Raw genomic sequence first — 10,963 nt, 5'->3', positions numbered from 1 at the left:
AAGCGCGGATAAAAGGGGGTCCAGGGGGAGGAGCCCCCTGGTTCTGGGTAAAGGGGCGGGTCTGGGGCGCCCCGCGAGGGCTACGCCAGGCCCCGGCGGGCCACTGCTGGAGGCCGGAGGCCAGCGATCGTCGCGACCATGTCCACCACCTGCCGCGTCTCCGCGACTTCGTGGACGCGATACACCTGCGCCCCCAGCCACGCGGACACCGCAGTCGTCGCCAACGTCCCCACCACCCGCTCCTTGACGGGCCGGTCGAGCGTCTCCCCGACGAAGTCCTTGTTGGACAGGGAGACCAGCACGGGCCACCCCGTGTCGACCAGCTCCCCGAGCCGCCGCGTCGCCTCAAGGGAGTGCCGCGTGTTCTTGCCGAAGTCGTGCCCGGGATCGATGAGCACGGACTCCCGCGGCACCCCGAGGGCCACGGCCCGCTCGGCCAGCCCCACGGTCACCCGCAGGATGTCGGCCACGACGTCGTCGTACTCCACCCGATGCGGCCTGGTCCGCGGCTCCGCACCCCCCGCGTGGGTGCACACGAGCCCGACCCCGTACCGCGCGGCGACCTCCGCGAGCTTGGGGTCGACCCCGCCCCAGGCGTCGTTGAGCAGATCGGCGCCCACGTCGCACACGGCCTCGCCGACCTCGTGCCGCCAGGTGTCGACGCTGATGACGACGTCCGGGAACCGCCGCCGCACCTCGGCGACGAACCCGACGGTCCGCCGCGCCTCCTCCTCGGCCGTCACCTCCTCGCCGGGGCCCGCCTTGACCCCGCCGATGTCGATGATGGCGGCGCCCTCGGCCACCGCCTGCTCCACGCGGGCGAGGGCGGGCTCGTCGCGGAACGTGGCGCCCTGGTCGTAGAAGGAGTCCGGGGTCCGGTTCACGATCGCCATGATCACCGGTTCGTGCGCTGCGAACACGCGCCTGCCCAGCTTGAGCATCCCCTGTGCGCCTCCTTGTCGTTGCTCGGCCGACCTCGGCCGATGCCGCCTGTGACCTTAACTGTCAGAGCCGCATGGCACGATCGGACGAGACAGTTGCCCAGACAGTTTCCGAGCGTGGGGACCGCAGAGATGGTCATGTTCTTGTTCTTGGTCATCGCTCTCGTCGTCGTGGTCGCGGCGGTGACGCTGGCCGTCCTCGGCGGTTCGGAGAGCGGCGCCCTCGCGGACGTGCCGCCGGAGCGGTTCGCCGACCCGCTGCCGCCCGACCGCCCGCTGCGCCGCGCCGACGTGGAGGCGGTGCGCTTCCCGATGACGGTCCGGGGCTACCGCATGGTGGACGTGGACGAGGCCCTCGACCGCGTGGCCGCGGAGCTCGCCGAGCGGGACGCCCGCATCGCGGAGCTGGAGACGGCGCTCGCGGGCGCCCAGGCGACGGCAGTCGGCGGCCCGGGCCTGTTCAAGGAGTACGGCGCGGAGTACGGCCAGGGGCGGCCCGCCCCGCGGGACCAGCCGAGGGACCGGCCAGGAGACCAGCGGGCCGCGGCGCCCGCGCCCGAGCAGCAGGAGGACGACCAGTGAGCGGCGACGCGATCCCGGGTCCCGACGGCGCGCCGCGCTGCCCGTGGGGCCTGTCCACGGAGGACTACGTGGCGTACCACGACGGGGAGTGGGGCCGCCCGGTCCACGGCGACGACGCGCTGTTCGAGCGGCTCTCCCTGGAGGCCTTCCAGTCGGGGCTCTCCTGGATCACGATCCTGCGGCGCCGCGAGGGCTTCAGGGCCGCGTTCTCCGGCTTCAAGATCGCCGCGGTGGCCGAGTTCACCGACGCCGACCGCGAGCGCCTCCTGGCCGACCCGGGCATCATCCGCAACCGCGCGAAGGTCGACGCGACGCTCGCCAACGCGCGCGTGCTCGTCGACTGGCCCGAGGGCGAGCTGGACCGCCTGATCTGGTCGTTCGCCCCGGACGGCGCCGCGCGCCCGGCCCCGAGGGCGCTCGCCGACGTGCCCGCGGTCACGGACGAGTCGACGGCCCTGTCCAAGGCCCTCAAGAAGCGTGGCCTCCGCTTCATCGGCCCCACCACGGCGTACGCCCTGATGCAGGCCTGCGGCCTGGTGAACGACCACCTCGCGGACTGCGTGGCCCGCGAGGCGAGCGGCGCCCGCCCCCAGGGCTGACGGGGCCCGGACACGCCCTAGCGGCCCAGGTAGCGGGGCTTGGCCTTGTCGAGGAAGGCCTGGACCGCGATGGCGTGGTCCTCGGAGGCGCCCGCCTTCGACTGGAGCTCGTCCTCCTTGTCCAGGGCCTCGTCGAGGGAGTGCCCGGCGGCGTACGCGAGCGACTCCTTGATCGCCCCGTACGCGAGCGTCGGACCCTCGGCGAGGGCGCGGGCCACCGCGGCCGCCTCGTCGGCCAGCGCGTCCGCGGGCACGACCTTGTTGGCGATCCCCAGGTCGTACGCCTCCTGGGCCTTGATGCTGCGCGGGAAGAGCAGCAGGTCGGACGCGCGGCTCGGCCCGATCAGCTGGGACAGCGTCCACGAGACGCCGGAGTCGGCGGTCAGCGCGACACCGGCGAAGGACGTGTTGAACGACGCCGTGTCCGCGACGACGCGGTAGTCCGCGGCCAGCGCGAAGCCGAAGCCCGCGCCGGCCGCCACGCCGTTGACGCCCGCCACGACCGGCTTCGGCATGCCGGTCAGCGCTCGCACGATCGGGTTGTAGTGCTCCCGCACCGTGCTCATGGTCTGCCCGCTGCCCGACTCACGGGCCTCCTGGAGCACGCCGATGTGCTCCTTCAGGTCCTGGCCCACGCAGAAGGCGCGGCCCGTCGCGGTGAGCAGGACCGCCCGTACGGCGGAGTCCGCCGCGGCCGCCTGCGCCGCGTCCCTGAGGGCGACCTTGGCCTCGGTGTTCATCGCGTTCATCGCGTCGGGGCGGTTCAGCGTGATCGTCGCGAGCCCGTCGTTCACCTCGTAGAGCACGGTGTCGGCCATGGTGGGTCCCCTCCGCTGGATCTGTGGTGGTCTGCGCTGATCTGCGGGATTTCTGTCGGGCCCCCGCCGAGCGCCGTCGGGGCCAGCATGACCTAGATCATCGGTCTCCGGTATGCGGCCGTGGATGTGACCTGCGTCAAAGATTTTGAGACGGGAGGAGCGGGTGGGGCGGCGAAGTATTGCAGTCACATCGCCGAATTGGGTGGTTTTGCGGGCGCGCGTTGCGCAAGCGATGCCGACCGATGTTGGTCATCGGGTCCCGCCATGCGGGATAATGACCTGGAAGCAATGTGTTCGATGCCGGTGACACCTGGGTTGTCGGCTGCGACAAGGCTGGTTTCAGGAAGGGGAACGAGCATGGCGGCCATGAAGCCGCGGACGGGCGACGGCCCGCTCGAGGTGACCAAGGAGGGGCGGGGCATCGTCATGCGCGTTCCGCTCGAAGGCGGCGGTCGACTTGTCGTCGAACTGACCCCGGACGAGGCCGAGGCGCTCGGCGACGCCCTGAAGAAGGTCGTCGGCTGACGTATAACGCCCACACTTTTCCACTGCCCCGGCAGCGGCGTACGCATCGTACGACGAGCCGGGGCAGTGCTGTGTTCCGGGGAGCCCGGGTATACGGGAGCTTGACGCGGTATACGTGATCTTGATGCTCCGCGGAGGAGGAGCGCCCCGAAGGGGCGCGGGGAACTGCGCGACCAGCCCCATGCGACCCGCAGATGGGACACCGCCCCCCCCCGCGGAGCGCTACCGCTTGACGGCGCACAGCAGGCCGTCGCCCACCGGCAGCAGCGACGGCACCAGGTCCTGGCTCTCGCGCACGGCGCGCAGGAGTTCGCGCAGGTGCAGCACCTCGACCGGCTGCGGCCCCGAGTCCACGGTGCGGCCGTCCGCGAAGATCCCCTCGAAGCAGACGAGCCCTCCGGGCCGGAGCAGGCGCAACGATTCAGCGAGGTAGTCGAGGCACTCCAGGCGGTCACCGTCGCAGAACACGAGGTCGTAGCCGCCGTCGGCGAGGCGCGGCAGGACGTCGAGGGCGCGGCCCGGGATGAACCGCGCGCGGTTCCCGGCGAAGCCGGCCGCGCGGAAGGCCATGCGGGCGAACTGCTGGCGCTCCGGCTCCGGATCCACGGTGGTCAGGACGCCGTCCGGCCGCATGCCGTGCAGCAGATGGATCCCCGACACACCCGTGCCCGTACCGATCTCGGCGACCGCCTTGGCGTCCACGGTGGCGGCGAGCATCCGCAGCGCGGCGCCGGTGCCGGGCGACACCGAGCGAAGGCCCGCGTCCCGCGCCCGGTCACGGGCCCACAGCAGCGCTTCGTCCTCGGCGACAAAGGCGTCGGCGAACGCCCAGCTCGTCTGCCGGTTGCCGGTAATGGCCCTCTCCTGTCCCCGTGGTTGCCTGGCCGTGACTGTATCCGTTGGGGCCGGGAACCCGCAGATGGGACTGTGCGTTGAGAAGGGGTGTGAGGACAGCGGGGGTAACGGATGGATCAAGGCGTCAGGACGGCCCGCAGAGAATGCGGGACGCAGGCTGAGAAGGCCGTACCAAATTCACGTACTGCGTCATTCCGGTGGATAAGCCCCGGACTCCCCGCCGGGAGGCCGAAGCGGCCGGCGCACAGGACGCGAAGCCCACGGGCAAATCTAGGTAAAAACGCTTATCCGGAGCTAACGGGCGAGGTGGTTATGGTAGGGGCTCCACTGGACACCACCAGAGCCGACAGGGGAGGTGCGGCCGAGTCCGCGGATCGGGGAGGAGCGCTCCGGCGTTTTCTCAGGTTGGCGGGTAAGCCGAAATCCGTGACCGACACAGCTGACCGCGCTAACGACTCCGCTCAGACCGCGACCTTTGCCGCTGACGCGGATTCGCAGGCGTGGACTCCTCCCACGTGGGAAGAGATCGTCAGCACCCACAGCGGCCGCGTCTACCGCCTCGCCTACCGCCTCACGGGCAACCAGCACGACGCCGAGGACCTCACCCAGGAAGTCTTCGTCCGCGTCTTCCGCTCCCTGTCGACCTACACTCCGGGGACCTTCGAGGGCTGGCTGCACCGCATCACCACGAACCTCTTCCTGGACATGGTCCGCCGCAAGCAGCGCATCCGTTTCGACGCGCTCGGCGACGACGCGGCGGAGCGCCTGCCGAGCCGCGAGCCGTCCCCCCAGCAGGTGTTCAACGACACGCACTTCGACGCGGACGTCCAGCAGGCGCTCGACACGCTCGCGCCCGAATTCCGCGCCGCCGTCGTCCTGTGCGACATCGAAGGCCTTTCGTACGAGGAGATCGCCGCGACCCTGGGCGTCAAGCTCGGTACGGTCCGCAGCCGTATCCACCGCGGCCGCTCCCAGCTCCGCAAGGCCCTTCAGCACCGTTCTCCCGAGGCCCGTGCCGAGCGTCGCTCGCTCGCCGTCGCCGGAGCCATGGCGCTGGGAGGAGGGGGCGCGACCGCGTGAGTGGATCACGGTCGAATCCTGCCGAGCGGCATTTCGCCGAGCAGCACCTGGGGGACCGACTCGCCGCGCTGGTCGACGGTGAGCTCGGTCATGACGCGCGCGAGCGAGTGCTCGCGCACCTTGCCACGTGTCCGAAGTGCAAGACCGAGGCCGACGCCCAGCGCCGCCTCAAGAGCGTCTTCGCGCAGACGGCACCGCCACCGCCCAGCGAGAGTTTCCTCGCCCGCCTCCAGAGCCTCCCCGGCAGCGGCATCGACGACATCGAGGGTCAGGGCGGCCCGCGGACACCCGTCGACGACGGCTTCGCCACCGGCTCGTCCGAGACCACGGGCCTGCCCAGGGGCGGGGTCTTCTCCGTCAGCGGCGGCGGGCCCCTCGCCGGGTACGTTCCGTCGGGCACCCACGCCGCGGTGCTCGCGAGCGAGCAGCGTGGCTTCCGCATCCATGACGTCGGCAGGTCCGAGGCCGACCGGTCCGGCGGGCGCGGGCGGCGGTTCGCCTTCGCGGCGGCCGGGGCGGTGTCGCTCGCCGCGATCGCGCTCGGCGGGGTCACGGTCAGCGCGCCGCTCGCCACCGGCGAACAGCGCGGGGGCGGCGCCAACAGCAACAGCAATGCGGCACCGCCGCGGTCCCAGGCCACGCCCTCCACGGGCGTGCCCGAGTCGCTGCGCCGCCGGGGCGGCAATCCGCTCTCCGTGCAGGGGCAGCGGCCCCCGCAGGTGCTCGCGCCGACGACGTCCGCCGTGCCGCTTCTCTCGGGCGCGGGCGCCTCGACCGCGCGTACGCCCAAGGAGCTCACGGCCTCGCTGCTCGCGGGCGCGGGCGTCATGTCCCCGCTGATCCGGGCCGTGGCCCCGGACGCCGACGGCGGGGCCGCCAGGGGGCTCACGCTCAACGCGGCGGACTCCGCGTCCCCGGCGCAGCCGCGGGGCACCTCGCAGATCCACTGACGGCCGACGCTGCGCGTCGGCGCGGAGACCTGATTGAATCCTCCGTGTCCGCCGGACCACCGGCGGGCACGGAGCCGAGCCAATCGGCGTCCGCCGCAGGCCAGTTGTGGGGAGAGCATGGACGAGGGCAAGCCCACCAAGGCAGAGCCGAACTGGTGGAGCCGGCCCCGCCGGGATATGACGGCAGCGCCCGCCCCGGGCGGGAGCGCCGCTTCGCCGGCCGGTGAGCCGACGCCGGCCGCCGACGATTCGGCCCGGGTCACGGAGACGCCGACGGACGAGGTCGACGCCTCGCTGGCCGGGGGCCCGAAGCCGACCACCGACACACCGGCGACGTCGGGTGAGCCGACGGCAGCGGCCGGTGAGCCGACGCCAGGTGCTGGTGAGCCGACGGCAGCTGCTGGTGAGGCGACGGCAGCTGTTGGTGAGGCGACATCAGCTGTCGGTGAGCCCTCGGCGGCCGCCGACGCAGCTGCGGTAGCCGCCACCGGGCCTGCGGTAGCTGCCACCAGGCCTGCGATAACCGCCGACGCACCTGCGATAGCCGCCGACGCACCTGTGGCGGCCGGTGCACCGGTGATACCCGGCGATGCGGCATCGGCTACCGGCGCACCCGTAACGGCCGGAGAGCCGTCGACACCCGCCGAGGCCGAACGGCCGCGCCCCCTGCACGACCCCGACCCCTACAGCACCCCGCCGTACGGCGAGCCGGGTCCCTGGGCCCCCGCCCCGCCCGTACAGCACCCCATGGCGACCCCGACCCACGGCACGCCGACGTACGACACGCAGGGCACTCCCGTGCCGGGTACGCCGACCCAGGGCACCCCGGCGCCGGGTACGCCCGCGCATGGCGTTCCCGCGGCGGGGGCCACGGTCCCGTCGCACGCGACGCCGTCGCCGGGTGCCGAGGCCCACGGCACCCCCGTGCCGGGTACGCCGATTCATGGCACCCCCGTGCCGAGTACGCCAACTCATGGCGCCCCCATACCGGGCACCCCGCACCATGGCGCTCCAGCCCCGGAAGCCGCCGTCCCTGGAGCTCCCGCCCCCGGTGTCCCGTCGCACGCGACGCCCCCGCCGGGCGTCGAGGCCCACGGCGCTCCCGCACCGGGTGCACCGGCCCACGGCACCCCTGCACCAGGCACGCCCCTGCTGGGCACGCCGACGCACGGCGCCCCCGCAGCGGGAGCCGCTGCCCAGGCCACCCCGCCCCCCGCCGGAGGCGTCTCGGCGCACGCGGCGCCCGTGCCTGGCGCCGAAACCCACGCTGCCCCGACGCCGGGTGCGTCGGTCCACGACACCTCTGCCCAGGGTGTCCCGCTGCACCACACCGCCGTGCCGGTCGCCCCGGCTTCCGCTCCCGGTGGCTCGGCGCACGTAGAGCCCACCCCCGGTGCCGAAACCCACGCCGCCCCGACGCCGGGCGCGACGGCCCACGAGACGTCCGCTCAGGGCATCCCGCCGCACAGCGCCCCCGTACAAGCCGCCCCGGCCCACAGCACTCCCGCACCGGGTACGCCGACCCAGGGCGCACCCGTGCCAGGCACGTCGGCTCACGGCGCCCAGGCGCACCCGGCGGGCCCGCCCGGCATCCCGGCTCACGGAGCCCCGCCGCAGGCGGCCCAGGCGGCACCGTCCCACGGTGCCCCCGCGGTCCCGCCCCACCCCACCCCCGACCCCGCACACCCCACCATGGCGCCCGCGCAAGCCCCCGTACAGGCGCCCCCGCCAGACCCCTGGCGGCGCTATGACCCCTGGCGGGCGCCGCTGCAGCAGGCCGGGGTTGCCGTGGACGCGCCGCGGCGTAAGTGGCGGCAGGGGCTGGTGCTCGGGGCCGTGCTCATCGCGTTGGTCGCCGGAGGGATCGGCGGGGCCGTGGGGGCGTATCTGGAGCGTGAGGGCGGCATCGGGAGCGACGTGGAGCTGCCGCAGGCCGGGGCCGAGTCCGAGAAGCGGCCCAAGAACAGCGTGGCCGGAATCGCGGCGAGCTCGCTGCCCGGCGTCGTGACGCTGCACGTCCGGGGCGACGACGGGGCCGGCACCGGCACCGGCTTCGTGCTCGACGGCAAGGGCCACATCCTGACCAACAACCACGTCGTGGAGCCCGCGGGCACCGGCGGCGAGATATCCGTGAGCTTCAGCGGCGGGGAGACCGCGAGCGCCAAGGTCGTCGGCCGCGACGCCGGGTACGACCTGGCCGTCGTCAAGGTCTCCGGCGTACGCGGACTCAAGCCGCTGCCGCTCGGCAACTCCGAGAACGTCCAGGTGGGCGACCCCGTGGTCGCCATCGGCGCGCCCTTCGACCTCGCCAACACCGTGACCTCAGGGATCATCAGCGCCAAGGAGCGCCCGATCACGGCGGGCGGGGAGAAGGGGGACGGGAGCGATGTGTCGTACGTGAACGCCCTGCAGACCGACGCGCCCATCAACCCCGGAAATTCCGGCGGACCCCTGGTCGACTCCAAGGCCCGGGTCATCGGCATCAACAGCGCCATCCGCTCCGCCGACCGGGGCTCGGAGCTCGACGGCGGGCAGGCCGGGTCGATCGGCCTCGGCTTCGCCATCCCGATCAACCAGGGCAAGCGGGTCGCGGAGGAGCTGATCAACACCGGCCGCGCCACGCACCCCGTGATCGGCGTCACGATCGACAAGCAGTTCACGGGCGACGGCGCCCGCATCGCGCGCAAGAGCCAGAGCGGCGGCCCCGCCGTCAACCGCGGCGGACCCGGCGACAAGGCCGGTCTGAAGCCGGGCGACGTCATCACGGCGGTCGACGGCCGGCGCGTGCACTCCGGCGACGAGCTCATCGTCAAGATCCGCGCCCACCGCCCCAAGGACCGCCTGGACCTGACGGTCGAGCGCGACGGGGACGAGCGCAAGGTGACGCTGGTCCTGGGCTCGGCGAGCGGGGACTGAAGGCCCGCGCCGCACGCGCGGCGGTTCAGTTCTGGTTCATGTCTGATCCAGGTTGTCGCCGTGCGGCTACCGGCTGGACAGGAGCGGCGGGTACCGTAGAGCGGGTCCGGACGGCAAGGAGTTCAGGGTGTTCAACGACATCGGCGTATTCGAGATAGTGACGCTGGTCATCCTCGCCGTGCTCATCTTCGGCCCGGACAAGCTGCCGAAGCTCATCCAGGACGTGTCCAGGACCGTGCGCAAGATCCGGCAGTTCTCGGACAGCGCGAAGCAGGACATACGGAATGAACTGGGCCCGGAATTCAAGGACTTCGAGTTCGAGGACCTGAATCCGAAGAAGTTCATCCGCAAGCAGCTGGAGAACGACGACCTCGGCCTGAAGGAAATCCGCAACGGCTTCGACCTGCGCAAGGAAATGGCCGAAGTCGCGGACGCCGTGCACAGCCGCGAGGGCGACTCCGCGGGCGACGCCGGTTCCGGGAGCCGGGGCGCGGCGACGACCTCGTCCGACGGTTCCGCGGACGGCCGCGTCGACATGCGCAAGCGGCCCGAGAAGCCCGCGGCGGACGACCACCCGCCGTTCGACGCGGACGCCACCTGATCCGCCCCGCGCTCGGGGCCGCCACCTGATCCGCCCCGCCCCCGCGGACGCCATCTGACCTGCCACGCCGCCGCGTACGCGGCCTGACGCCCGCGTACGCCAGGCGACGCGTCGTGTGCGCCGCCGCACGCTCCGCGCTGCCCGGGGCGGAGGAGTTCCGGACACCCGTCCGCCGACTGCCTTACCGGCTTCCGGAAGGGGTGTGGCTATCCTGCCTTGTTGTCCGGCGTGAGGACGCCCGAGGGGGGCGGGCCGCTCCGGACCCACGAGAGTGAGGAGGCGGCCAGGTACATGGAGACGACGAGTCGGGTAGGCGCACAGGCGTCGGCCGCGGACGGGCCCGCACAAGCGGTGCCCTCCGCCCGGCGCACGGTCGACGGCTACCTGCTGGCGCCCTTTCCCTGGTACGGCCTGGACGAGGCCTTCACGGGACCGCGCTGGCTGATGCAGGTCGGTACCGCCGCGGACGGAGCCGTGGAGCACGGCTCGATCGGCCACGGCGACGAGCCGTCGGTGCGGGCCGAAGGGGGTTTCGGGAACGGGGACAGGGAGCGGTTCGCGGTCGTGGTGACCGTCGCCGCCAACCCGGTGCGGCGCAGCGCGGACGGCACCGGTGTCCTGGAGGCGACCTCGGTGTCCTCCGCGGCCTGGCTCGCCGGGGTCGGCCTGCTGTCCTTCACCTGGCCCGGACAGATGGACCACAGCCTCCGGGACGACTGGCTCGACCAGCAGACGGAGACCGCGTGGGTCCTCGCGGACGACCTCCACGGCTCGGACTGGTCGGCGCTCTCCCTCCCCGTGGACGGGGAGCCGACCTCCTTCCACTACCGGGAGTCCGAGTACGGCTGGGTGCTCGCCGGGTCCACCAAGGAGGGGGTGCATCTGGGGGCGTACGGGCGCGGAATGAGCGCGTACGGTCTTGGTTTCTCCGTGGTGAAGGACATCTCCGCCTACGCGAAGTAGTCCTCCGGAACAGGTACGCAGGTTGGGGGCGCCCGGATGAGTGTCGGGGCCCCCAACCAGCGGGGGCCTCGATAGGGGTGGGGCCGGGGCCGCAAAAAACCCCCACGAGTGAATGTGGCGGGGGTAGCCCCAC

The 10,963-nt window shown here is 72.8% G+C and carries 11 protein-coding genes; 8 read left to right on the top strand and 3 right to left on the bottom strand.

Translation table 11 applies throughout. From position 1 onward, the window contains the following. Positions 1-80: 80 nt before the first annotated feature. Positions 81-941 (bottom strand): dihydropteroate synthase, encoded by an 861-nt coding sequence (gene folP, locus ACFWZ5_RS41660; protein WP_384805558.1) that lies wholly within the window; start codon positions 939-941, stop codon positions 81-83. A gap of 138 nt (positions 942-1,079) precedes the next feature. Here folP and ACFWZ5_RS41655 point away from each other — a divergent pair, with 138 nt between their 5' ends. Together ACFWZ5_RS41655 and ACFWZ5_RS41650 are read left to right on the top strand one after the other, a co-directional pair. Next, positions 1,080-1,523 carry a DivIVA domain-containing protein gene (locus ACFWZ5_RS41655; protein WP_384805556.1) on the top strand — a complete coding sequence of 148 codons (444 nt, stop codon included), beginning with the start codon at positions 1,080-1,082 and terminating at the stop codon, positions 1,521-1,523. Beyond that, positions 1,520-2,122 (top strand): DNA-3-methyladenine glycosylase I, encoded by a 603-nt coding sequence (locus ACFWZ5_RS41650; RefSeq protein WP_384805554.1) that lies wholly within the window; start codon positions 1,520-1,522, stop codon positions 2,120-2,122. The genes ACFWZ5_RS41655 and ACFWZ5_RS41650 overlap by 4 nt, the downstream gene beginning before the upstream one ends. Positions 2,123-2,139: 17 nt before the next feature. Here ACFWZ5_RS41650 and ACFWZ5_RS41645 read toward each other — a convergent pair whose 3' ends face one another. Continuing rightward, the gene (locus tag ACFWZ5_RS41645) at positions 2,140-2,940 is read right to left on the bottom strand and encodes an enoyl-CoA hydratase/isomerase family protein (protein WP_384805552.1); all 801 of its coding nucleotides are present in this window, start codon (positions 2,938-2,940) and stop codon (positions 2,140-2,142) included. 357 nt (positions 2,941-3,297) lie between these two features. On the opposite strand from ACFWZ5_RS41645, the gene ACFWZ5_RS41640 reads away from it, so the two are divergent. After that, on the top strand, positions 3,298-3,465 hold the full coding sequence (locus ACFWZ5_RS41640; RefSeq protein WP_009997451.1) for a DUF3117 domain-containing protein: 168 nt from the start codon (positions 3,298-3,300) through the stop codon (positions 3,463-3,465). A gap of 222 nt (positions 3,466-3,687) precedes the next feature. Here the strand turns inward: ACFWZ5_RS41640 and ACFWZ5_RS41635 are convergent, their stop codons facing one another. Next, entirely contained in the window at positions 3,688-4,386 is a 699-nt protein-coding gene (locus ACFWZ5_RS41635) for an O-methyltransferase (RefSeq protein ID WP_384805560.1), read from the bottom strand. Between the two features lie 246 nt (positions 4,387-4,632). Between ACFWZ5_RS41635 and sigE the strand changes: the two genes are divergently transcribed. The 5 genes from sigE (at position 4,633) to ACFWZ5_RS41610 (ending at position 10,830) form a co-directional block, all read left to right on the top strand. Beyond that, positions 4,633-5,400: an RNA polymerase sigma factor SigE gene (sigE, locus tag ACFWZ5_RS41630; RefSeq protein ID WP_384805550.1), complete on the top strand. Its 768-nt coding sequence runs from the start codon at positions 4,633-4,635 to the stop codon at positions 5,398-5,400. Then, positions 5,397-6,350: an anti-sigma factor family protein gene (locus ACFWZ5_RS41625; protein WP_384805548.1), complete on the top strand. Its 954-nt coding sequence runs from the start codon at positions 5,397-5,399 to the stop codon at positions 6,348-6,350. The genes sigE and ACFWZ5_RS41625 overlap by 4 nt, the downstream gene beginning before the upstream one ends. A 1,245-nt stretch (positions 6,351-7,595) precedes the next feature. Continuing rightward, positions 7,596-9,266 (top strand): trypsin-like peptidase domain-containing protein, encoded by a 1,671-nt coding sequence (locus tag ACFWZ5_RS41620; protein WP_384801273.1) that lies wholly within the window; start codon positions 7,596-7,598, stop codon positions 9,264-9,266. 127 nt (positions 9,267-9,393) lie between these two features. Further along, complete coding sequence (locus ACFWZ5_RS41615; protein WP_384801270.1) at positions 9,394-9,867, top strand: sec-independent translocase; 474 nt, start codon at positions 9,394-9,396, stop codon at positions 9,865-9,867. A gap of 291 nt (positions 9,868-10,158) precedes the next feature. Next, complete coding sequence (locus tag ACFWZ5_RS41610; protein ID WP_384801268.1) at positions 10,159-10,830, top strand: hypothetical protein; 672 nt, start codon at positions 10,159-10,161, stop codon at positions 10,828-10,830. Positions 10,831-10,963: the final 133 nt, after the last annotated feature.

Source organism: Streptomyces sp. NPDC059003, from assembly GCF_042740445.1.
In the GTDB taxonomy this organism is placed as follows: domain Bacteria; phylum Actinomycetota; class Actinomycetes; order Streptomycetales; family Streptomycetaceae; genus Streptomyces.
Note: the sequence above shows the minus strand (reverse complement) of the source record. Positions and strands in the feature narration are given on the sequence as shown.

Coding starts and splice junctions, on each gene's coding strand:
- folP (WP_384805558.1), bottom strand. CDS start 941: ATGCTCAAGCTGGGCAGGCGCGTGTTCGCAGCGCACGAACCGGTGATC.
- ACFWZ5_RS41655 (WP_384805556.1), top strand. CDS start 1,080: ATGTTCTTGTTCTTGGTCATCGCTCTCGTCGTCGTGGTCGCGGCGGTG.
- ACFWZ5_RS41645 (WP_384805552.1), bottom strand. CDS start 2,940: ATGGCCGACACCGTGCTCTACGAGGTGAACGACGGGCTCGCGACGATC.
- ACFWZ5_RS41640 (WP_009997451.1), top strand. CDS start 3,298: ATGGCGGCCATGAAGCCGCGGACGGGCGACGGCCCGCTCGAGGTGACC.
- sigE (WP_384805550.1), top strand. CDS start 4,633: ATGGTAGGGGCTCCACTGGACACCACCAGAGCCGACAGGGGAGGTGCG.
- ACFWZ5_RS41610 (WP_384801268.1), top strand. CDS start 10,159: ATGGAGACGACGAGTCGGGTAGGCGCACAGGCGTCGGCCGCGGACGGG.